This is a genomic window from Spirosoma aerophilum, from assembly GCF_054782495.1.
The window spans coordinates 881,837-905,087 of the sequence record NZ_BAAGSJ010000013.1 but is presented as its reverse complement, the minus strand read 5'-3'; the positions used below and the strand labels follow the sequence as shown (position 1 = coordinate 905,087).

General features: G+C 47.8%; 22 protein-coding genes. 11 read left to right on the top strand and 11 right to left on the bottom strand.

Features of this window, described 5'->3' with window-relative positions:
* Positions 1-26 precede the first annotated feature (26 nt).
* The 6 genes from ACYVK4_RS15240 to ACYVK4_RS15215 all read left to right on the top strand — a co-directional run bounded on the left by ACYVK4_RS15240 (position 27) and on the right by ACYVK4_RS15215 (position 6,487).
* Entirely contained in the window at positions 27-551 is a 525-nt protein-coding gene (locus tag ACYVK4_RS15240; protein WP_461128380.1) for a Fur family transcriptional regulator, read from the top strand.
* A 191-nt stretch (positions 552-742) separates the two neighbouring features.
* Positions 743-2,029 carry an adenylosuccinate synthase gene (locus ACYVK4_RS15235; protein ID WP_461128379.1) on the top strand — a complete coding sequence of 429 codons (1,287 nt, stop codon included), beginning with the start codon at positions 743-745 and terminating at the stop codon, positions 2,027-2,029.
* A 103-nt stretch (positions 2,030-2,132) separates the two neighbouring features.
* On the top strand, positions 2,133-2,852 hold the full coding sequence (locus ACYVK4_RS15230) for a hypothetical protein (RefSeq protein ID WP_461128378.1): 720 nt from the start codon (positions 2,133-2,135) through the stop codon (positions 2,850-2,852).
* A 78-nt stretch (positions 2,853-2,930) separates the two neighbouring features.
* Positions 2,931-4,013, top strand: a complete 1,083-nt coding sequence (locus ACYVK4_RS15225) for a hypothetical protein (RefSeq protein ID WP_461128377.1) — start codon at positions 2,931-2,933, stop codon at positions 4,011-4,013.
* A 65-nt stretch (positions 4,014-4,078) separates the two neighbouring features.
* The gene (locus ACYVK4_RS15220; RefSeq protein ID WP_461128376.1) at positions 4,079-5,449 is read left to right on the top strand and encodes a LapA family protein; all 1,371 of its coding nucleotides are present in this window, start codon (positions 4,079-4,081) and stop codon (positions 5,447-5,449) included.
* Positions 5,450-5,569: 120 nt separating this feature from the next.
* Positions 5,570-6,487 carry a PhzF family phenazine biosynthesis protein gene (locus tag ACYVK4_RS15215; protein ID WP_461128375.1) on the top strand — a complete coding sequence of 306 codons (918 nt, stop codon included), beginning with the start codon at positions 5,570-5,572 and terminating at the stop codon, positions 6,485-6,487.
* 20 nt (positions 6,488-6,507) lie between these two features.
* Here the strand turns inward: ACYVK4_RS15215 and ACYVK4_RS15210 are convergent, their stop codons facing one another.
* The 3 genes from ACYVK4_RS15210 to ACYVK4_RS15200 form a co-directional block, all read right to left on the bottom strand.
* Positions 6,508-6,831 (bottom strand): hypothetical protein, encoded by a 324-nt coding sequence (locus ACYVK4_RS15210; RefSeq protein ID WP_461128374.1) that lies wholly within the window; start codon positions 6,829-6,831, stop codon positions 6,508-6,510.
* A gap of 213 nt (positions 6,832-7,044) precedes the next feature.
* On the bottom strand, positions 7,045-7,752 hold the full coding sequence (locus ACYVK4_RS15205) for a hypothetical protein (RefSeq protein WP_461128373.1): 708 nt from the start codon (positions 7,750-7,752) through the stop codon (positions 7,045-7,047).
* Positions 7,753-7,908: 156 nt separating this feature from the next.
* The gene (locus tag ACYVK4_RS15200) at positions 7,909-8,298 is read right to left on the bottom strand and encodes a hypothetical protein (RefSeq protein ID WP_461128372.1); all 390 of its coding nucleotides are present in this window, start codon (positions 8,296-8,298) and stop codon (positions 7,909-7,911) included.
* A gap of 269 nt (positions 8,299-8,567) precedes the next feature.
* On the opposite strand from ACYVK4_RS15200, the gene ACYVK4_RS15195 reads away from it, so the two are divergent.
* The 3 genes from ACYVK4_RS15195 (at position 8,568) to ACYVK4_RS15185 (ending at position 12,740) form a co-directional block, all read left to right on the top strand.
* Positions 8,568-8,915: a LytR/AlgR family response regulator transcription factor gene (locus ACYVK4_RS15195; RefSeq protein WP_461128371.1), complete on the top strand. Its 348-nt coding sequence runs from the start codon at positions 8,568-8,570 to the stop codon at positions 8,913-8,915.
* Positions 8,916-9,021: 106 nt separating this feature from the next.
* Positions 9,022-10,821, top strand: a complete 1,800-nt coding sequence (locus ACYVK4_RS15190) for an AMP-dependent synthetase/ligase (protein ID WP_461128370.1) — start codon at positions 9,022-9,024, stop codon at positions 10,819-10,821.
* A gap of 20 nt (positions 10,822-10,841) precedes the next feature.
* Positions 10,842-12,740, top strand: a complete 1,899-nt coding sequence (locus ACYVK4_RS15185) for an IGHMBP2 family helicase (RefSeq protein WP_461128369.1) — start codon at positions 10,842-10,844, stop codon at positions 12,738-12,740.
* Between the two features lie 98 nt (positions 12,741-12,838).
* Here the strand turns inward: ACYVK4_RS15185 and ACYVK4_RS15180 are convergent, their stop codons facing one another.
* The 8 genes from ACYVK4_RS15180 to ACYVK4_RS15145 all read right to left on the bottom strand — a co-directional run bounded on the left by ACYVK4_RS15180 (position 12,839) and on the right by ACYVK4_RS15145 (position 19,645).
* On the bottom strand, positions 12,839-13,369 hold the full coding sequence (locus ACYVK4_RS15180; RefSeq protein ID WP_461128368.1) for an FKBP-type peptidyl-prolyl cis-trans isomerase: 531 nt from the start codon (positions 13,367-13,369) through the stop codon (positions 12,839-12,841).
* A gap of 17 nt (positions 13,370-13,386) precedes the next feature.
* Entirely contained in the window at positions 13,387-14,208 is an 822-nt protein-coding gene (locus ACYVK4_RS15175) for an alpha/beta hydrolase fold domain-containing protein (protein ID WP_461128367.1), read from the bottom strand.
* A 19-nt stretch (positions 14,209-14,227) separates the two neighbouring features.
* Positions 14,228-15,271 carry a cupin domain-containing protein gene (locus tag ACYVK4_RS15170; protein ID WP_461128366.1) on the bottom strand — a complete coding sequence of 348 codons (1,044 nt, stop codon included), beginning with the start codon at positions 15,269-15,271 and terminating at the stop codon, positions 14,228-14,230.
* Between the two features lie 98 nt (positions 15,272-15,369).
* A complete protein-coding gene (chrA, locus tag ACYVK4_RS15165) occupies positions 15,370-16,572 on the bottom strand; it encodes a chromate efflux transporter (RefSeq protein ID WP_461128365.1) in 1,203 nt (400 codons plus the stop codon).
* 85 nt (positions 16,573-16,657) lie between these two features.
* Positions 16,658-17,614, bottom strand: a complete 957-nt coding sequence (locus ACYVK4_RS15160; protein WP_461128364.1) for an isopenicillin N synthase family dioxygenase — start codon at positions 17,612-17,614, stop codon at positions 16,658-16,660.
* A gap of 161 nt (positions 17,615-17,775) precedes the next feature.
* Positions 17,776-18,471 (bottom strand): superoxide dismutase, encoded by a 696-nt coding sequence (locus ACYVK4_RS15155; RefSeq protein ID WP_461128363.1) that lies wholly within the window; start codon positions 18,469-18,471, stop codon positions 17,776-17,778.
* Positions 18,472-18,664: 193 nt separating this feature from the next.
* Positions 18,665-19,276 (bottom strand): recombination mediator RecR, encoded by a 612-nt coding sequence (recR, locus tag ACYVK4_RS15150; protein WP_461128362.1) that lies wholly within the window; start codon positions 19,274-19,276, stop codon positions 18,665-18,667.
* A gap of 90 nt (positions 19,277-19,366) precedes the next feature.
* On the bottom strand, positions 19,367-19,645 hold the full coding sequence (locus ACYVK4_RS15145) for an ATP-dependent Clp protease adaptor ClpS (RefSeq protein WP_461128361.1): 279 nt from the start codon (positions 19,643-19,645) through the stop codon (positions 19,367-19,369).
* 113 nt (positions 19,646-19,758) lie between these two features.
* Here ACYVK4_RS15145 and ACYVK4_RS15140 point away from each other — a divergent pair, with 113 nt between their 5' ends.
* Together ACYVK4_RS15140 and ACYVK4_RS15135 are read left to right on the top strand one after the other, a co-directional pair.
* Entirely contained in the window at positions 19,759-21,222 is a 1,464-nt protein-coding gene (locus ACYVK4_RS15140) for a sodium:solute symporter (RefSeq protein WP_461128360.1), read from the top strand.
* 109 nt (positions 21,223-21,331) lie between these two features.
* Complete coding sequence (locus tag ACYVK4_RS15135; protein WP_461128359.1) at positions 21,332-23,227, top strand: redoxin family protein; 1,896 nt, start codon at positions 21,332-21,334, stop codon at positions 23,225-23,227.
* Positions 23,228-23,251 lie beyond the last annotated feature (24 nt).

Here is a 23,251-nt window from a genome sequence, read left to right as displayed (position 1 = left end):
TCTTCATTCTTCACTAATTTTGCGAAATGCCTGCTCCAACACAAACAAATTTAGATGCTGCGCAAATGATTTTTCGGGCCTATCTGGAACGGAAAGGCCTGCGAAAAACACCCGAGCGGTTTGCCATACTAGAAGAGATCTATAATCGTCAGGACCATTTCGATGTTGACGAGCTGTATATCTCCATGAAAAATAAGAAGTACCGGGTTAGCCGGGCAACGGTCTATAATACACTGGATGTTCTTGTCGATTGTGATCTGGTTACTAAACACCAGTTCGGCCGCAATTTGGCACAGTATGAGAAGTCGTACGGATACCGCCAGCACGACCATCTGATTTGCACGGATTGCCATAAAGTAATGGAGTTCTGCGATCCCCGTGTCCAGAATATTCAGAACATGGTTGGTGATATGCTGAAGTTTAATGTAATGCACCACTCGCTGATCTTTTACGGTTCCTGTGCCCGTGACGTTTGTGAAAACCGACAGATTACGGAAAAGGATCAACAGGCGCGGTCTGTCGATTCGGTACAGATGCCCGTTGAAGGTTAAGTTTGACTAATGCCCGCGCCGGACATTAATCACCCGGGTCAGGCCGATTTAGTTGACCTATTAATACCATTCATCAACTGGCTGAGCAAACTAACTGTGGATGTGCTCCACACAGGAAAAGTAACAGCTTCTATTTTTCGTTTCAATGACCGGAAGCGCTTCCTTGAGCGCGATCCAAATTCATTTTTATAATGATCGATGTTTTATTAGGCCTCCAGTGGGGCGACGAAGGTAAAGGAAAGATTGTGGACGTACTGGCTCCTCAATATCAGGTTGTGGCCCGCTTTCAGGGTGGTCCTAACGCCGGGCATACCCTCGAGTTTAATGGGTTCAAGCACGTGCTGCACCAGATTCCCTCCGGCATTTTTCGGAATGATATCCTGAATATTATTGGCAATGGCGTTGTCCTTGACCCAATTGTGTTCAAAAAGGAGATTGACGGACTGGCTAAATACAACCTCGCCCTAACTGAAAATCTACAGATTTCCCGAAAAGCATCTATAATCCTGCCCACCCATCGGCTGCTGGATGCTGCCTACGAACAGGCAAAAGGTGAATCGAAGATAGGCTCGACACTACGCGGGATCGGACCTACTTATCAGGATAAAGTAGCCCGGCTGGGCCTGCGGGTTGGCGACATCGAATCGCCTAACTTTTCAAAAAAGTACGAAAAGCTTGTGGCCGTTCATAAGGTCATTCTGGAACAGAATAACTTCGATTACGCAAGCGTGCTGCCTCAGGCAGAAGCAGAGTTCTTTAGCGCTGTCGAATTTATGAAGCAATATGAACTGACCGATAGTGAGTATGCCGTAAACGAAGCCATTCAGAGTGGCAAGAAAGTACTGGCCGAAGGTGCCCAGGGCTCTCTTCTCGATATTGACTTCGGCTCCTATCCGTTTGTTACCTCCTCCAGCACGATGGCAGCAGGGGCCTGTACGGGCCTGGGTGTAGCTCCCCGGAAAATAGGTGAAGTATTCGGTATATTTAAAGCCTATTGCACCCGTGTCGGCAGTGGCCCTTTCCCAACCGAACTGGCTGATGAAACCGGCGAACTGATTCGGAAAGAAGGCCGCGAATTTGGCGCAACTACCGGACGTCCGCGCCGATGCGGCTGGCTCGACCTCCCCGCGCTGAAATACGCGATCATGATTAACGGGGTAACACAGCTCGTAATGATGAAAGTCGATGTACTGAATATCTTCGATGAGATCAACGTTTGTACGCATTATAAACTGCCCGATGGAACGCTGACTGAACAAATGCCTTATGACCTGTGCGACACAGACGTAGTGCCTGTATATAAATCGTTTAAAGGCTGGAAGACAGATTTGACCGATATTCGTTCGTTTGTGGATGTTCCAACCGAACTGGCTGATTACGTGTATTTCTTAGAAGACACGCTTGGCTTACCCATCAACTTTATTTCGACCAGCCCCGACCGGGAAGCTATTATTCATCGGCAGGCAGTGATTGCCTGATCTACTTCCGGCAACTAAATACCCAGGAGCCGCCCCGCCATACAGGTAGGGGCGGCTTTTTTGCCTATTTTTGATACATTGAATCGGAGTTGCTCGTTCACTTATGTCAGTAAAGAATTTTTATCAGACCCTTTACCAAACCGATACCCTCTTCCGGGTAGCTGGCGAACCCTGGGAAACAATGGCCCAGCCAGCCAGCCATGATCGTGTCGAACCTTCAATCACGGCCGATAGCCCGGACACAATTGATTTACTGGCTGAACTGGACGAATTGTCGGCAGGTAAACCCATCGTTTCGGAAAAAATTTTGCTGGTCGATACAAATCAAACGGTACCTTTAGCCATAACGCCGGAACCAACCCCTGCTCTGGTCATTACTACACCCGAGCCTTTGCCACAATCACCACCGCGGCCAACAACGCCATCCATTTTACCCCCCGCCCAGCTACAGACCCGAATGCCCCAACTAAATCATAAAGTTTTACTACTGGCCGATGAAGCCTTAGACCCGAGCAACATTCTCTTCTTGGAGAAAATCCTGAAGGCTGTTAACCTGAACATCGACGGGGTAGATTTGCTCAATCTTCATGGTGTCCAGGGTATGGACTTTGCCGAGTTGTTGAGAGGTAAGTACATCAATCATTTCATCACGTTTGGTGTGCCTTTCGAGCGGATCAACCTCGATATTATGATGGATCGTTATTCGCCGGTTCGGTTTGAAGGCATCACTTTCTTGATGGCCGACTCGCTGCCAACCATCGAGGCCGACCAGGCGTTAAAAAAACGTCTCTGGGGTGCATTACAACGCGTTTTTCGGCTCTAATCAGCAAATAGACCTGTGACCACCACAAATGGTCTCATTACCTTTCATAGAATTCGACCCTTTCGTCAGCTTTTACCAATGACGTTCTTCCAACGATTACGGGCGGCCTTTTCCAGTTCGTCGCCATCAACCCATCCCTTTGAGGTGCCCATGGGTCTGCAGTTCTTGCCAACGCAAACAGAACCGCCTGTCGTCACAAAATCATCGATCGAGCCCGCAGCCCTAATGCCCGCAATGACCCAGTCAACTGAACCATTACCCCACTGGCTGGCCGATGAAGATTCCCTTCGTGACGAGGGTGTTCTGTTCGGCTTGTCCGACGCCCGCCCCGATGGGAAAGTGAACCAGATCCGCGCCTTTTTTTCTCGGCAAACGGCAACACTCACTGTATTAGTAGACGAAAATACCGAGAAAATAGGCGAACTGAATCTATTAATCGAACAACGCGAAACGAGCATAAGCACCCTCCGAAGCCAGATCAGCGATTTATTTTCAAGCGAACCGACCCCAAATAATCTGCCCAAAACCATAGTCAGTCTGCTGCTTTCTATCATTCTATGCAGCTGCAATTTTTATTTGGTCGACGAGACTCTGCGGCCTTTTTTTCCGAATCGACTTATTGGATTGGGCGTTTTTTTGGCCGGTATGTTCAATTTGTTTAGCCGTATGTCGTTCTTTTATGAGGAAGGCACCCGTTTATCCGTTCGCCGTGTCGTGGCAGAGGTTGGTTTACCACTGGCCGCTTCGGTCTTTATTCTTGTTCACGCGCTGCAAAACCAGGCAACAGGCCCGGCAGTTGCCCTATTCATGTTTACCTTTTTCTTGTTTTTGTTAGCGGGTAATCTGTTTTTAAGCAACTTAACGAGTCTGCAACTTGATCTAAGGAACATGGAATTAAACCGCCAATTAACACTGGACAAAGTACATAAACTTCCTATTTGGGAAAGAGAAATCGAACGGCTTAACCATGAAGTCGATGCTCTCCGAATACAGAAGTGGCCAATTGTATCAACCCTCAATCGTCTTGAGGCCGATATTGCCCGGCTGAACACCAAACGCGATGAACTTGTTAACTTGTTTGTGAGTGAGTTTGACCTTGCCCGCAGCCTCCGCAACCGGCTCTCCGAGCAACAGCGGACTATTATACTGAATGATGAATGATATCCGGTTCATAGACTCGGCCTGTCACGTTCATCATATTCAATATTCACCAGTAATCACTGATTATGGAGCCAACAAACAACCAGGACTTTCAGCATGGCTACACCAGCGGTGTTGAAGGCGTTAACCGGGAAACATACGAAGGATATTTATCGAGTCAGATCAACACCGACTGGCTATCAGAACGTATCGAGGAAAAACGTGTCGATATAACGACCGTTAATCAGCAACTTGCCGAGGCAACAGAAGCCAACAGAACGTCGTTTGCCAACCTGCAAAATCATACTCTCCAGGTCGATCGACTGGCCAGGCGGCTCGGGCAGTTGGAAAGCGACCGGCAGGTAATTGAGTCAGATCGGTCCAGCCTGCGCGAACGCCGTGCCAAAGCATCTCCGGATTATTCTCTCTTTGCCGGCCTGTTGTTTCTGGTGGCAGGTATCTCATTTTTGGCGGGTGATCTGATTATTTCGCACGAAATCGTGGCGTATGCGCTGAATATTCGTGATACCAACGAAGCCTGGGCATTTGCGGTCGGTCTGGCGATGGTGTCGATATTGTTGAAACCCGTATATGACCGGCTGATTGAAAAACCCTACCAGGAAGATCCCGAAAAAAACGGACAGAAATACGGGCGGTTTAAAATGGCCCTGGCGGTATTTGCCGTACTGACACTTGCCGTATTAGGCTGGTTTCGCTATGAGGCCTACCGAACCGACCAGCTAAAGTCAGCCATTAACAAGTCTGTTCGGCAACTTCAGCTAAATACCGACCCGACAGCTACAAACCAGGCGCTGAGTGCATCCACCATCAACAAAATAGAAAAGCAGCTAAGTGAATCCAGTGAATTAAATCTGGCGCTGGTCAATAGTCCGTGGGCACTTTTGTCGTTTGTTTTGAGTGGCATTTTGTTTGCACTGGCGGGTGCGGTATGCCTGGGTATTGCGCTACCCGTCATTTCGGCTTTCTGGTTCCGGTGGTTACAGGCGGATATAAAGCTCTGGAAATTACGCCGTCGGTTAAAGCGCCTTGACAAAGAAATTGCTCCGGTTGAAGCTGAACTCGCTCAACAGCGGACCCAGCAAAACGTGCTGCAACACAACATCGATTTAATACCCGACCTGGGTGAGTTGAAAGAGCAGCGCCAAACGATAACGGCGGAACTTAATGAACTACTGGCTGAGCTGAAATTAGCACAAACGGATAGCCGCATCAGTAACTTCAATGACGGATACGGCCAGGGAGAAGCAACACGCACTGTGTTGAGTGATGAAGAACAGCGGCAACTCCGTAAAGAAATGCTCGCACTCCAAAATAGCAATCGTAACCGTTCTAATGAAGCCCGCTCAAACGGAACGCCCCCAAACAATAACGTGAACGGCAAAGCGCCACTTCGTCCTCATCAGACGATCCGAAAGTTTTTGTCTGACGAGTTGTAAAACAGGTTTATGAATTGCAAAAGTGCCCTCCCGTATTCGACTCCAGGAGGGCACTTTTTTTTAGTAGTACAAACGTTTAAACTCTGACACAACCAATTTGTAAAATCCATCAAAAGATATATGAAATCAATAAAATTTTACATTGTTGATGTTTTTGCAAAAAACAGATATGAAGGAAATCAACTAGCTGTTTTTCTGGATTTGAATGATGAACTATCTGACGATCAAATGCAGCAAATTGCGCTGGAAATAAACTTTGCCGAAACAACATTTATTAAAGGGCACGGCAGTAAACTACGCTTTCCCGTACGGATATTTACCCCGGAGCACGAGGTCCCCTTTGCGGGCCACCCTTCGCTGGGTACAAGCTATATTATTGCAAAATTTATCCTACCTCAAGCTCCTGAGAAATTAACGCTTGCCCTGGCACATTCAGATATCGACATCTCCATTCTGGAGCCTGGCAATCTGGAAGAAAGCCTCCTATATATGCGTCAGACTCAACCAACGTTTAACGCTACATTTACAAAAGCAGAAATAGCTAATGAGTTATTGATACCGATGGATGATCTGGTCGACGATTTGCCAATTCAGGAAGTCAGTACCGGCCTTCCTTATATCATTATCCCGCTGAAAAGCAGGGCGGCAATAGATACCCTTCAACTAACCTATGAATCTTTAAAATCGTTTTTACTGGCTCGGAATAAATATAGAACAAACAGCCAGACCGGGCATTCCACTTCTCTATTCTTCTTTACCAATGAAGCGTACGAACCCGATCATGCATTCAACGCCAGAATGCTGCTTATCGAGAACAATAAATTAGCTGAAGATGTAGCGACGGGAAGTGCCAATGGGTGTTTACTGGCTTACCTTCTAAAATACCAAAACAACCCTATTGAAGCCATTGTCGAACAGGGATTTCAGCTTGGCCGTAGGTCCTATATACATCTAAACGGCACCCTGGAGAATGATCGCTTTGAGATCAATGTAGGGGGACATACTACGTTGATCTCAGAAGGAATCTGGTACGTTTAGCTTAGGCCATTTCAAGTGATCTAATACCCTTCATCCGTTACCAGATAGTAGCTTTTTTTCTGGTTTTCCTGTCCATCCTTTGAAAGGATAAGGCTCAACCATTCGATATGTGTGTAATCACTGAAAGGGGCACTCTGGCTGTCAATGACGACCTGGCGCTGTTCTTTGGCCTGATTTGTCAAGAATTCGATGGCTTCTTCACGGGAGTCAAAAGTGCCGAGTAGATCGCCCAGATCCAACGCTGGTTCCGCATCAGGCAATTCTCCGTTTAAGTTTGAAACAGGCGCTTCTGGTACCTCCGCTTCTTCAGCAACCTGGGGACTTGAATACAGTTCGATCGTCATACTATTTATTTTGCCTTGTTTAGAGTAGTCAGTACTCCCACCAGGCATAAAACCCAATAAAATGCAGAGTGTTGGAAAAGGGTTAATAAATAAGCATAGCTTGCTCTCTGGGTATGTAAATGAGCCATAGCGTTGTTCGTATAGCAGTCAGACGTTTGCTACCTCATAATACCGGTAACATCTGTAAAAAGTGATCAGAGAGTCAACACAATATCAGGGCATCTCACTGCAAAAGCTGAGAAGTTTCTGTAAGTCGGGAAGTACGTTGAAATTGATTGAATTTTCCTGAATGTATTTTTTTATCTCCAGCTTTTTTTCTGGAAACAAATTCAAAAACACGCTCTGCTTAGGTACATAAAATCGATTATTCTGGTCTAAAATACTGAAGGCCTCTTTTTTAGCTAAAAGAATATCTGACTGAACATTTAACCTGGCCAGCGAACCATTGCCATTATTTACGTACGATGTGTTACGGATGGCTGAAGTCCCTGTCGATTGTTCATAACCTCCCTGTTTTTCGGTGTCAATTACCACCAGCAATTCTTTAGAAACCAGTTTGACCGTCGGAAATTCGATTATGATACGCCAGAATGTTTTAGGAAAGTCAAAATAAAACGTATCCTGCCCCAAACTTACGAATTGAATAGCTGGGTCTTTTGTAAGTGCGAGTGTATCACCTCTCCCGTCTATAAAATGCATTTCTCCCAGCAGTCTGCTGTAATTAAATACACCCTGTGAGAAACTACCATTTTTAAAATAGAGTTTACCGGGCAAAAAGGCAGGATACTGATACCTTTCTTTGGCAGGTAATGACTTGGCAAGATCGGTTCCGCTTTTCAACCGGTAGTACGGGTTGTCCTGAGCTAATAGATGAGTTGCCTGACTCATAAAAATAACTACCCAAAACACACCTATTTTCATACCTATAATTGGTTAACCGAAAAATAACCATTCACTTATTTTGAGTCAGCAAAGGAGAACAGGTGTTCCTTTAATGTTTAATTATGACCTCATTTGTCTAATAGATAATCACTTAAATGGGAAGCTGTTTACAGGTACATTCTACTACTATCGGACTCAGTCACACCCGCACTGGCAGGCTAATTTTGCCGGTCCCGGAGCCAGCACCCAGTTCTGAGCAGTAAACTGATTAGGAAGGGTATAGCTAAGAAATACCCTTTGAGGGTTCGTGGAAACCTGTAAGAAGACCTCTATTGCCGTACTATCAAAACCAGCACCGGTGAAGGAATGATAACTTCCCGGTACAGCCATTGAATGGCTTATGCTTAAGTCGACGGGTGGCATCAGTACATACGCGCAGCACATACCATCCAACTGATAAAGACCCTGCTCCGGCCGCAACTCGATGCATCCCGACGACCAGATTGTATTGGGAATTATGTCAGGTTTCGATCGACAGGTTGATAGTGTAAGGGCAAATACAACTGAAATAATAAAAAGCTTCATAACAGATCAGGCTACCACAAACAGGACCCCAATTCTTGCGCTTTCGTTGGAATTCTCCCGTTAATTGGTCGAATTCTTTTTCAATTATTATCTGCTCTGACTCTACTGGCTGAATACGCACTCCAGTTTATCGACAATTTAAAACGATTCACCCTTCTTTTATTACGGTTCATACGAACGGACAATTGCCTGAGATGATAGTACGCTAGTTTTGTAAGCACCTGAAGCACAATAATTCGCTAAACTTTCTATTCAGTCAATCACGCCCTATGGAAACATTACTTCTTCCCCACTTTACCACAAAGCGATCCGTTCCAGTAGCCTCCATCGAATACCTGGAAGCAATGGGAAATTATACGACCGTTCACCTGGTTGGTTCGAAACCGATGGTTGTAGCCATCACATTGAAACGATTATCGGAGCGGCTACCCAGTTTCCTGCGCATTCACAAAGGCACCCTGGTTAATCCAGCGCATATCGTTGCCTACAAAACACGTTTTACGATCTCACCCTTCGTTCAATTGACTAAAGACCGCCAACTCACAATCTCCCGTCGGCAAACCAAACGGCTCCGGCCCCAGCTGGCTTCGTTCCCTTTGTATGCCGCTAATTGCTAGAGCGTCAGATAGTCACAAAACATGGGTTCGTGGATTCGTAGCTGTGTAAATCATTCTTCACCCGAAAATCGTTATTACTGGAAACGAAGCATAAATCCGGGTTTCGATGAACGAACCAACGTTGTTATTTGAGTGCCTTACCTTTCAATTGGAGAACTTCCCGCTAGATGACATGCTTTGCGCCAAAGAAGCTGGCCAATGGCGAACATATAGCACCCCGGAAGTGAGCAAACTGGTAAACCAGTTGAGTGCCGGGCTTCTTGAGTTGGGCATACACGCTGGTGACCGAACCCCGGAAGGCCGGGATAAAATTGCCATCTTAAGCGCCAATCGTCCTGAGTGGATGCTGGTCGACATGGCCATTCAGCAGGTTGGTGCGGTTTCTGTGCCCATTTACCCAACCATTAATCCGGCAGAACTTCAATTTATTTTAGAGGATGCGGCCGTTAAGGTACTCTTTATTGGCGATGAAAAACTGGCTCACAAAGTAGCCGCCCTTCAGCCTTCGCTTCCCGAACTGAACGCTATTTTTACCTTTGATCAGGTTAACACCTTCCGGCACTGGCGGGAGTTGCTGGTCGAACTGACCCCTGATGCAGATGCTAATCTCGGTAGACAACGGCGGTCAATCGTACCTTCTGATCTGGCGACCATTTTATATACGTCCGGTACAACCGGAACACCTAAGGGCGTTATGCTGTCGCATCGGAACTTGCTGAGTAATGTGTTCAGCAGTTCGCTCCTGCTTAAGGAAATCGGTATTCAGGGAAAGAAAGCCCTAAGTTTTCTTCCCCTGAACCATGCCTTCGAGCGCATGGCCACTTACTGCTATTTTTATTGTGGAGCGTCCATCTACTACGCCGAAAGCATGGACACGATCGGCGACAATCTGCGGGAGGTTCACCCCACGCTCTTTACCACAGTTCCCCGTTTGCTCGAAAAAGTTTACGAAGGTATCATGGCGAAAGGTGCCGAACTAAAGGGAATTAAACGACGCCTTTTTTTCTGGGCCCTTAAACTGGGAGAAGCTTATGAACTTAACGCCCCCCAGTCACTGGGTTACCGTCTTCAGTTGGGTCTTGCCAATCGACTTGTTTTCAGCAAATGGCGCGAAGCGCTGGGCGGGCAAATTAGCGCCATCATTACGGGTGCTGCTGCCTGTCAGATTAGACTTTTGAAAATTTTTGGAGCGGCCCAAATCGTGGTAATGGAAGGCTATGGCCTTACCGAAACGTCGCCCATTATCAGCGGCAACCGACATAGCTATCAAAATCGAAGGTTTGGCACGGTTGGACCGCTTCTTAAAGACGTGGAGGTGTCATTTGCCGAAGACGGCGAAATACTTTGTAAAGGCCCGAACGTTATGATGGGTTATTATAAACGACCCGACCTAACGGCCGAAACCATCATTGACGGCTGGCTGCATACGGGCGATATCGGCACCCTGGTTGAAAGTAGATTCCTGAAGATAACCGATCGTAAAAAAGAGCTTTTCAAAACCAGTGGCGGGAAATACGTGGCCCCTCAACCGATCGAAAATAAGATGGTCGAAAGCCGATGGATCGAGCAGATCATGGTAGTTGGGGAAGGGGAAAAATTTGTTGGTGCCCTGATCGTTCCGGCATTTCAGGCATTGAACGAGTGGTATACACACCAGGGTAAATCATACCCTGGAAATGAGTCCATTCTTTCAGAACCAGCCATATTGGCCTTGTTTACTAAAGAAATTGACGAGTACAACCAATTTTTCAACCATGTGGAGCAAGTAAAGAAATTTGCCCTGCTACCTGCCGAATGGACCGTTGAAAAAGGTGAAATGACCCCAACACTAAAGCTGAAGCGAAAAGTTATCCGTGATCGATACAAGAGCCAAATTAACAGCCTTTATTCAAGTCAGGTAGCCTGATGAATTGGCTACCTTTGTGCATGGATTATTTTAAAAATCTACTCGACTTACTAAAAACAGAACGAGAAGAAGACCGCAATCAATACCGACGACTCACCGAAACGACTTCCATTGCCGAACGCCGTGCCAACGGCCTTACCTGGTATCCAATTGCCATTCGGGGTTCCGAAATGAGCCGGGGCGACTATGTTACGGTTGACGTTGAACGAACTACCCATCAGGATATTTCCCACCAGCTGCGAACGGGTATGCCCGCCCTGTTTTTCAGCAATCATGACCCAAAAACGGACCGGGTAGAAGGCACTATTTCGTACCAGAGCGGAAACCGACTTAAGATTACCTTACTGACGGACGAATTGCCGGAATGGTCGCGCGATGGGAAGCTTGGCGTCGAAATGTTATTCGATGATAAGAGTTACGATGAGATGCAGGACGCCCTCAAAACGGCCAATACACTCGGTGAAGAGGGTAAAAATCGGCTGGTGAACATGCTGACCGGCAAGGCTTCCCCTACTTTTCATCCTGATACTCCCTCCCTTTCTATTCCTCGTTTGAATGAAAGTCAGCAACGGGCCGTTGAAAAAATTCTGGTTGCGAACGAGTTGGCCATTGTTCACGGCCCGCCCGGCACCGGTAAGACTACTACGCTGGTTCAGGCAATAAAGGCACTTCACAAACAGGATCACAAAAAAATTCTGGTAGTTGCCCCCAGCAACACGGCTGTCGACCTGTTGAGTGAGAAGTTGCATGAAGAAGGCTTAAATGTTCTTCGCGTTGGTAATCCAGCCCGGATTTCAGATCGACTCATGGCCCTCACGCTCGATCATAAGATGGCGGAACACAGCCTTATGAAAGAGGCAAAGAAGCTAAAGAAGCAGGCCAATGAGTTCAAGAACATGGCTCATAAGTACAAGCGAAGTTTTGGGAAGGCCGAGCGTGACCAGCGAAAAGCGCTATTCGACGAGGCTCACCGCATGATGAAAGATGTTGGCAATACGGAACAATACATCATTGACGATCTCATTGCCAAAGCCCAGGTCATCACGGCCACCCTGGTTGGTTCCAATCAGTACATGATTCGTAATCTGGCGTTCCAAACCGTTGTCATCGACGAGGCTGGCCAGGCATTGGAGCCTGCCTGCTGGATACCAATCCTGAAAGGTCAAAAGCTGGTTCTTGCGGGTGATCATTGCCAGTTATCACCCACCATAAAATCGAATGAAGCGGCTCGAAAAGGCCTGAGCATTACGCTGCTTGAAAAGTGCGTGGCCCTCCACCCGGAAGCGGTCACCCTGCTGGAGGAACAGTATCGGATGCACGAGAACATTATGGGGTACTCATCGCAGGTTTTTTACGAAAACCGGTTGCGGGCGCATGCATCTGTAGCTTCCCATTCGCTTTTTTCGGGCGATAGCTCGCTGTTATTTATTGACACAGCCGGTTGCGGATTTGATGAAAAGCTGGAAGGAACCAGTTCCACGAACCCCGAAGAAGCCGCTCTGTTGATGAAACACCTAACGCACGTAGTTACCGAACTGGCCCCTTACTACAGCCCGGAGAATTTCCCGAGTGTTGCCGTCATTTCGCCTTATAAACAGCAGCTCAACATACTGACGGAACAACTTCATCACAGCCCGGAGCTGCAACCCTACCGAAATAACATTGCGGTAAATACGATCGATAGCTTTCAGGGGCAGGAGCGTGACATTGTCTACATCTCCATGACCCGCAGCAACGACCAGGGAGACATTGGCTTCTTATCGGATGTGCGCCGGATGAACGTGGCCATGACCAGGGCCCGCAAGAAGTTAGTCGTTGTCGGCGATAGCGCGACACTGGCAGGTCTGCCCTTTTATGCCGACTTCATCACCTACGCCGAAAAACTCAACGCTTACCAAAGCGCCTGGGAGTGGATGTAATTTTTTAACAACAACCAGAAACGCGAAGATCGCGACGGGCAAACCTGATCAGGTAGGCCTGTTGCGATCTCCGCGTAAAAAAAATCACGACAAAATTTTCAATTAATCTTAACCAAATCAATCTTGAACACCAGAATTGAATTTCCCGGTATTTCATTCTGATCCTGCGAACCATACGCCAGACTGGGAGGCAGATAGAGCGTAATACTGCCACCGGGTGCCACCAAGGGTATACCCTCCTGCCAGCCTAAAATGAGCTGATTCAATCCAAAACTGATGCCCGAAGCACTATCAAAGGTTTTCCCATTGGTCAGCTTACCCGTGTAATTAACCGTCACGTTGGAACAGGCCGTTGGCTTTACGCCCGCGCCGGGGGCATCTATGGTGTAAAAGAACCCGCGGTCATCAGCTTTGGCCGCAATATGATTCGAGTCGATATACTGTTTCAAGGCTAAAACCTCTGTTTCGGGTGCTTTGATCGTAACAACAGGTTCTGTACAGGGGCGGTCCGTTTGTTGGCAACCAACCGCAAAAATCGTCAGGAGAATCAGAGCAAACGCACACTTTTTTAGTCGCCCAGAAACAAGTAACTCACTGTCTGACAGAATACTTAAACGTCTGTAATTCATCTTAAAGTTTAAAAAAATTAATGGGTTCGATCGGCTAGAAAGGCTTCAATCAGCGGTTTAGTTTCATGCCGATCTATATCAAAATGTCCGACACCGCTCAGTTGATGCCACGCAACATCGGCTCCGCTTTGTGTTAAGGCATTGACAAGCTCAATACTTTGCTGATAGGGAACGTGTTTATCTTGATCTCCATGAAAAACGAGAAACCGAGGCACATAGTCGGCGTTCAGATAGTGAAGTGGATTGGCCATTCTCACCCTTTCCGGTATCTGCTGAATTGGACTTCCCATAAATACAGACTCAGCGGAATCAGGTATGTTATGAGCTAAACCGTCGGACAGTCGCTGCTCATCCATCGTCAAAAAATTGATAGGACCGGATTCATCGATAACGGCTGCTACCTTCGATAGGAACGGTGTATATGGTACCCCCAACAACTGTTCACACCAGCCGGTCAGGCCAACCATGGCGCTCAAGTACCCACCCGCCGAATGTCCCCAAGCCACAAATTTTTCCGAATCCAGGTGGTACTCACCGGCATGCTGTCGAAGCCAGCTCACAGCGGCTTTGGCATCATGGACAGCGCCCGGAAATAGGGTCTCAGGACTTAATCGGTATCCTACTGCCGCTACGGCAAAGCCGTTCGCAATGTAGTCAAGCGGAACCTGATTTCGTTCACTGGGTTCTTTTGTTCCCCGCTGAAAACCTCCCCCATGGAACCAGATAATCAACGGAAACTGACGGCCAGCCAGCGGCAAATATAAATCCAGACACTGGCGTTCATGACCACCCGGGAGGTAAGGAATATCTTTATGCAATATGTACGTCTGACTGTCCATAATTTGACCAAAACATCGTTTACTTTTTACCGGTTAGTTTTCCGGCCAGCCAGAAGGAGAAGCGAACCATGGTTGCCTGAACAGGATTCATGGATTTATCGGGAGGGGGCGATACAAAGTAAAGGTCCAGTTTATCGTAATTTTTCAATACCCGATCGATACGGGCAGGACCTGGTTTCTCGGGGAGGGTTTGCTCCGGGTAGGGCGTGCATAAGGCATCAAAAAAAGGCTCAAAAATACCGGGGCTTAAAATCCCGATAAACTTGGTATATGGACTGTCCAGCCTGTATGAATGCTTTGTGAAAGCGGGCACATGTAAAAAATCGCCTGGTGTCAACGGCGTTATCTGTCCTTCATTCCACATACTCATATCCCCTTCCAGGGAATAGAAACATTCGGTATGCAGCTTATGGTAATGCTGGATGATCGCGTTTCCTTTGGGTCCTTCGGTCAGAACGATCAGGTACTGCCCCCCGGTATTGTTTTGGCGTACCAGAAATGTTTGCAGCTGGTCCTCTACGATCATATGCTCCCCACCACCTTTTACAATCACATAGGGCAGGATCCCATCGGGACGTTCTGATTTTATGGCCACGTCAACGGTCTTCGCGGGCACAAAATCAGGCGCTAATTGAAAATCAACGGCATCGGAAAAAGTATACAGATGTCCGTCTCCGGCGTTTTCCTGGTTAGAGAGTGCCGAAAATACGGACGTTAACGCACCTGCTCCCGAGAAGTACAGCGTTTTTGTGGATGTTGCCACATATTCGATCTGATGGTCCACACCCACAGGAATGTGGGCAAAATCGCCTTCCTTCATGTGATAGGTCTTATCCCCAAACGACACCCGTATCTCGCCCTGGATCACGTAAAAGCTTTTATGCGTTTTTGTGTGCCTGTGGGGTGGCAGCTTAAATCCGGCGGGCGCCAGGATTTCGACTACTTCGATGAGTTCGCCCGTCTGTTCGCGGGTTGCAACCAGCGAGATTTCGGCGCCGTTAAATGTAACAACAGGCCGCTTGCCAGCTTGTGATAAATAGGCAGGTGTGGCTTTTAGGGTCATTTTGGTACGATGGGGTTTGACAATCGGATTCAATCTGTTTTACTAAATGATGCCTTGAAAAAGCAAATTTTACACAAGATTAATCCTGAATGATCGATTCACAATACCGCTCCGGCCACCAAACCTATAATGATCAATAAATAGGGTGGAATCTTGCTATATAAAAGGGCACCAATGGTTAACACGATGACGACCACCGAGGGCCAGTGTGGGGCCATGGGTTCAAAAAGGGCAATGGCAGCCGCTGCCGTTAATCCCGTGCTGGCGGCATTAATGCCTTCCAGAGAAGCCCGTACAACCCGGTAGCGCTTTAACTGCTCCCAAAATCGATACACAAAGAAGATCAGAAATGTACCGGGCAGAAAAATGCCCGCAGTCGAAATAAAGCTCCCCCAAAACTGCCCACTCAGACCCGACTCGCGCATGGAAAGTGCGCCAATGTAGGAAGCGAACGCAAAAACAGGCCCCGGTAACGCCTGAACAAGTCCCAGCCCGGACAGAAACTCCTCTCGGGTAAGGTAATGTTTAAAGGCAACAAATTCATTGTAGAGCATTGGCGTTAACACCTGGCCGCCCCCAAAAACAAAGCTGCCGTTCCGATAGAAGTTTTCAAATAATCGAACGGGTAGTAACTGTGTGTAGGCCCCTAAAACAGCGGCCCCGATAAATACCCCAAACCATAGAAAAAAGTTAGACCACTCGACATGCAGCGGCTTTTTCGTCATCCGCTCCTGCTGCTGATAGGTAAGGGCCGTAGTAAGTCCGCCCACCAGTAAAACAATGGGAGTCATCACTGGTGACCGGAACACATAGGCAACCATGGCGGCCGTTAACGCCAAGGCCAAACTAACCTGGTTCTTGATCACTTTCTGGCCGATTTTGTATCCGGCTACTACCATGAAACCCACCGCCATCGGCTGAATAAAGCGGGTGAATTGAAGGGATAAGTGTTGTTGTTCCAGGTAGTAAATCCCCATCCCGGCGGCTGTCATGATACTAACCGCAGGTAAAACCCAGACCAGCAAGGTGATATAAGCAAGGTTTGGTCCCCCAATTTTGAAGCCAATTGCCGTTATCGTTTGGGTGGACGTAGGTCCCGGCAAAACCTGACCCAGTGCATTCAGCTCAAGCAGTTCCTCTTCGGTCAGGTAGCGCCTTTTCTGGACCAGACGATCGTAAAACATGGACAAATGTACCTGAGGACCGCCAAATGTTGTCAGCGCCAGAATTAGCACATCTTTAAGAAAGATGATGAAGCGAATTCGGCGTACGGGTTGGGCAGTGGACAGGTATGGAAGCATACAGGAGGAACATGTAGCGTGATTGATTGCCGTTCACAACACATTGGGCACGCCAATCAATCACTACCTATTCAATCAGGGAAAGCTACTTTTTAAGACCGAGTTCGATGAGACGTTCGTTAAGGAATTCACCGGCCGTCATATCGACGTATATTTTCGGGTGTTGAGCATCAATGCAGCTTTCCAGGCTTGTCAAGTCCATATCGGAGCGTGGGTGCATGAAAAACGGAATAGAATAACGAGACTGGTTCATCTTCTCGCGGGGTGGATTCACCACCTGGTGAATGGTCGACTTCAATTTGTGATTGGTCAACCGGTCGAGCATATCGCCAACATTTACGACAACCTGGTCGGGCAAGGCCGTAATTCCAATCCACTTGCCATCGCGCCGGAGTACTTCGAGGCCATCGGCCGATGCACCCATCAACAAGGTAATCAGGTTGATATCGCCATGGGGAGCTGCTCTGACAGCGCCATCGGGCGTCGAATCCGGATCGAGCGGGAAATAGTGTAACGCCCGCAGAATGCTGTCCCCATTTCTAACTTTATCATCGAAATAATTTTCGGGGAGGTCAAGATACAAAGCAATGGCCCGCAAAAGTTGTTTGCCAGCCTGCTCAAGTGTTCGGTATGCCGTTAGGGTGGCTTCACTAAAATCCGGAAACTCTTCGGGCAGTACATTGGCAGGCATCTCCCCTTCGGGCTCCGGCTGACCAATGTGATAAAACTCCTTTAAGTCAGCGACTTTAAAGCCCTTTGCCGTCTCTTTTCCTTTCCCTATATACCCTCGCTGACCATTGAGATCCGGACGCTCATACTTCTGTTTCAGCGAATCGGGAGATGAAAAGAACCCCTGAGCCGAATCATACAGTCGCTTCGTTAACTCACCCGTTAACCCATGATTACGAATAGCGACAAAGCCAATTTGATTAAACGCACGGCCCAGATTTTCAACAAACTGAGCCTTTTTCACCGGGTCACCTGAGGTAAAGTCCGCCAGATCCAACGACGGAATTTCACTATATAATTCTTCTCCTACCATTGAACAGTCAATTTTCACAAAAATACGAAAGATTGCTTAATCTGCCGGTTGGTCGTTCATCAGTCTGGGTCATTCGAGGTAACAAAACAGTACAAAAAGAAGGGTAGAATGCGTAAGTGGTAAACCTACACTTTCTACCCTTCCTCAAATTGGTATTCTATTTAGGCTCCGAAGTTTTTACCCGCTTTATTCCAGTCAATAACGTTCCAGAAGGCGGTAACATATTCGGGACGGCGGTTTTGGTATTTCAAATAATACGCATGCTCCCACACGTCGAGACCCAGCACTGGCGTACCTTTTTTCTCAGCCAGTGCCATCAATGGATTATCCTGATTCGGCGTTGAAATTATATCAACATCGTTGCCATTTTTGATTAACCACACCCAACCAGACCCAAATCGACCCGTTGCGGCCTTAGCCCACTCGGCTTTGAAGTTGTCGAACGAGGTATATTTCTTATTAATTGCCTCGGCCAGAGCACCCTTGGGCGCACCGCCCGCGTTGGGACCCATTATATTCCAGAAGAATGTATGGTTCCAATGGCCACCGGCATTGTTCCGAACGGCTGCCGGCGTCGAACTGCTTACGCTTTTCACTAACGCGTCGATGTCCATCTTAGCCATATCGGTACCAGCAACGGCTTTGTTGAGGTTATCAACGTAGGCTTTATGGTGTTTGCCATGGTGAATTTCCATCGTCATCTTGTCGATGTGTGGTTCGAGCGCACCAGCGTCGTAGGGCAAAGGAGCCAGTTTAAACGGTCCTTCAGCCTGCGCAGGCGAAAATCCGAACGAACGGACAGCTACCAAACCGGCTGATGCACTAAAGGCCAATTTCAAAAACTCGGAGCGATTCATGCGAATGTTGGTTAGTACGGAAATAAAAATGCGTCTACAGCCCAGGGGGTCAATGAACAAAACACCATAGAAGAGTGAATGTTCACTGAGCGGTAGGTCATAGACGCAAAGAAACGAGTTTTTTGTATCTGACAGCAAGATGCTGTCTTTATGTTACTACGAGCTCCCAACGTAGAGTGGCTATTGGTAATTTTTAATCGTAAGCAATCCGGCTCAGAATACTTCGGCCAAGTGTCACTTCATCCGCATATTCCAGATCTCCCCCGATTGGAATGCCTCGGGCGATGGTAGAAATTTTGAGGTTGAACGGCTTGAGCTTCTTCTGAAGATAAAAAGCCGTTGTGTCTCCCTCCATGGTAGGACTTATGGCCAGAATTATTTCGCGGACCTGTTCCCTCTCCGATCCCCGCAAACGATTTATAAGCGAGTCGATCTGCAAATCGCTCGGCCCGATCCCTTCAACCGGCGAAATAATTCCACCCAGCACGTGATATAGCCCTTTGAATTGCGCTGTATTTTCAATAGCCAGGACATCCCGCGTATCTTCAACTACGCAAATAATTGACTGATCCCGTTTATTGCTGGCACAGATGGTACAAATATCGTGGTCCGAGAGGTTATGACACTTGGTGCAGTATTTAACGTTTGTCCGCATGGCCGTCAAACTCTGGGCCAGCGTTTCGGTTTGTTCTTCATCGCGTTTCAGCAGATGCAGAACCAGCCGGAGGGCAGTTTTCTTACCGATTCCAGGCAGCTTCGACACCTCGTTCACCGCGTCTTCTATGAGTTTGGATGGGTATTCCAATTTCAGTTAAATTAAAGAGCGAAAGAGAGAAAGAGCAAAAAAGTGCCTGCGTATCCACTTTGGCGCATTCACTTTTTTGCTCTTTCACTATTAATTGAGTACCTCCGCAGAGATGCCGCGTCGGCAGATTTCATTGCGCATTGGCACGAGTTCTTCCCATGACCCGTTCTTAACGGAGCATTTTCCTTTATAGTGAATGAGCAGCGTACATTGCTCAGCCTGCTCGGGCGTATGTCCGCAAACATCAATCAGCGTTTCGATGACATGCTCGAACGTATTGACATCGTCGTTGAAGACCACAAGGTTATGAACGTCGGTTTCAACGACTTCGTCGAGCACGTCCACAACGGTTTCTTCAAAAGGTTGCATAGGAGATAAAATGGTGTTTACTTAGCAAATTTACGGCAAAATGGGCACTAAAAAAAGCCTTCGCCGTGCTCTAATAGAACTCCATTTCGGCCTGAAAAGTTGCCTGTTTGTTTATGAATACCACCCTCGCTTTAGTCATTCTGATCGCTTATTTCGGGATGCTGATTGCCGTTTCTTTCTATACCGCCCGGGGAGCCGACACCAATGCTTTTTTTACAGCTAACCGGCAGTCGCCCTGGTGGCTGGTAGCTTTTGGCATGATTGGCACCTCGTTGTCCGGGGTTACGTTCATTTCGGTACCGGGTGCCGTTGGGAAGATCGGTTTTTCTTATTTTCAGGTCGTTCTGGGTTATATTATTGGTTATTTCGTGATCGGCTCCGTGCTGATGCCGCTGTATTACCGGCTGAATCTGATCTCCATTTATGGCTATCTCGAAAAACGCTTTGGCTTCTGGTCCTATAAAACAGGAGCCGGCTTTTTCTTACTGGCCCGCACAGTTGGCTCAGCCGTGCGATTATACGTTGCCGCCGGGGTATTGCAGATTGCCCTTTTCACCCCGCTTGGTGTTCCTTTTGAAGTGTCAGTCCTGATTACGATCGCCCTTATATGGGTCTATACGTTTAAAGGCGGTGTTAAAACGATCATCGTGACCGACACCCTCCAAACTGTATTTCTGGTAACGGCCGTTGTCCTGACCATCGTCCTGATCTCCAAGGAATTGGGCCTATCGTTCAGTGGGCTGGTCACCACGGTGAAGGACAATTCAATGTCGCAGGTGTTTTACTGGGATGCCAACGACCCGAAGAACTTCTTTAAGCAATTTATATCGGGGGCTTTTATCGCTATTGTCATGACGGGTCTGGATCAGGACCTGATGCAGAAAAACCTGACTTGCAAAAACATTGGCGAAGCCCAGAAAAATATGTTCTGGTTTACGGTTACGCTCGTTTTCGTCAATTTCATGTTCCTCTCGCTGGGTGTATTGCTCTACGTTTACGCAAAACGGGAAGGCATCGAGATTCCTGCCCGCACTGACGACCTGTATCCAATGCTCGCCCTTAACCACCTGGGGCTGCTGGTTGGCATCACGTTTCTGCTAGGCATCACGGCCGCTACCTATGCCAGTGCCGACTCGGCCTTAACAGCGTTAACCACCTCATTCTGTGTCGATTTCATGAATGTAGAAAATCGACCGGAAACCCAGCGGGCGCGTATCAAACAGATCGTTCATATTGGTTTTTCGATTCTGTTTTACGTCGTCATCATTGTATTCCGGCAGGTTAATAGTAAAGAAGTAATTACCGCAGTTTTTGATATTGCCGGTTACACCTACGGGCCGCTGCTGGGGCTGTATGCCTTTGGCATTTTCAACAAACGGCCGGTTATGGACCGTTTTGTACCCTGGATTTGTCTGGCCTCTCCCCTGTTCACCTACTACGTTAATGAGAATTCAGCAGCGTGGTTCGGCGGTTATCAGTTTGGATTCGAGCGGCTACTGCTCAATGGTTTGTTTACTTTTCTGGGTCTTTGGGCCGTTTCGAAACCCGTTGTAAAGAAAGAAGGTATACCGGTTTAATAAACCAGTAAACCCAAGCGACCAGGATGCTTCTGTAGATTTGCCGCCCACGTTTACAGGCTCGGATCAAAGACCAGGTATTGGTGCGGTTCTATTTTCCAGTAACGTTATGCACTATCGATTTCTCATCTGTTATTTGTCTGTTTTTGTGTCTCTGCACACTCAGGCACAGTTTTGTTTTTCGCCGGAACGACCTCAGGTTGGGCAAGTGGTGTCGTTTACGTACACCCCCCAAACGACACCTTTGGCTCTCGACAGCACGCTTGAGGGGCGTTACGTACAATATGGAGCACCTAATGTTATGCACCACAGCCAACCGGCCAGTCTTACGCTGGCACGCTCGGGACCTGACTATGTGGGGGAGCTGAAGCTTCCGAAGAACGATGTGGCAGGGATAATGATCCTTTTCCGAAATAGCCGCCAGCCCAAACGCACGGATGGCAATAAAGGACAGTTTTATGTCATTCCGGTCTGTGATGCCAATGGCCGGATTATCCCCCATGCCACGGGCGGACAGGCGTCTGTATTTACCCGGACTAACTTCATTTACGAATCAGGCGTCCGACCCGACCCGACTTGGGTTGTCACCTTATATGAGCACGAAATTTCGCAAAACCCTACCCTACGCACCAGCTATTGGGCCGACTTGTTTGCCGCCCAGATCAAGCAAAAAAAGCCGGGCTATATTCCGAAAGTAAAATCCGGGATTGATGCATATTTAGCCTCAGCCCCAAACCTTACCCCCGCCGAGTTAACGACGGCTGCTCAGCTTTATGAAAAATTAGGGGATTTTACCAAAGCAAAAGCCGTTCGCGAACGCCAGAAACAAGTAGAGCCTGCGGGTTCATTTGTACAGAAAGATCGCGCGATGGCGATTCGAAATGAGCCAGACTGGACTCGCAAGAAAGCAGCTTATCAGTCGTTTTTGACTGAATTTCCTACCTCCCCGCAGTTGCCTGCCTTAACGGTTTTAATGACCGATGGCTATTTCAAAAATAACGACATAAAAGGCTTGCTGACATTTGTGGAGCGGCAACCCGCATCACAAACAGATGTACTGATGCTCAACACGATGGCTTTTCAGTTAGCTGATGAACGACGGTCGCTCCCCGAAGCTGAGCAGTTAATCAAGCGGGCGATGGACGTACTTGCCACTCAGCCTAAACCAAAAACAGGTTTGACCAATTGGCAGCAAGAACAACAAACCAGGCAACATGCCTTGTTGAATACCTACGCACGCACCCTTGAACAACAAGGCAAGTTTGGTGAAGCCTACAATACGTACCAGGCATTTATGAGTCCTGAAAATGCCCTTACCAATGAACCTCGTCTGAATGAGCGATACTTTTCCTGTGCGGTTCGCACCAACCACGGCCCAGAAGCTCGTTTAATAGCCGAATCGGCCATTCAGGCAGGCAAATCGACACCAGCGTTAAAATCTGCCCTCCGCGATTGGTATGCCAGACAACCCGGCAATACCGTGGCCAAAGCAGACGTATATGTAAGCGATCTGGAAGCCGATTTACGAGCCGAAAAACGGGATGAGCTCCGGCAACTGTTCATCAATGAACCCGCCCCGGCTTTTTCCCTTACCGACCTACAGGGCCGCACGATTTCATCAACGGCATTTAAAGGGAAAGTTATCGTGCTGGATTTTTGGGCGACCTGGTGTGGTCCCTGCATTGCGTCGTTCCCGGCCATGCAACAAGCCCAATCGCGTTTTCAAAGCGACCCAAATGTCCGTTTTCTGTTCGTCAATACCCGCGAAGGCGGGCCTATCCAGCGGGTTTATAATTTTATGGATAAGCATCCCTACAACTTTGTGGTGCCCATTGACAGTCAGCAGAAAGTAGCAAATGCATATAAGGTGCAGGGTATTCCAACAAAAGTGGTGATTGGTCCCGACGGTCGTATTCGCTACCGAACCATTGGCTACTCCGGCGACCCTGAATCGACTGTCAATGAACTAAGCCTTGTAGTGGAAATGCTAAAAGAAGGAAAATAAAAGCAGCCGCTACGACTCGACATA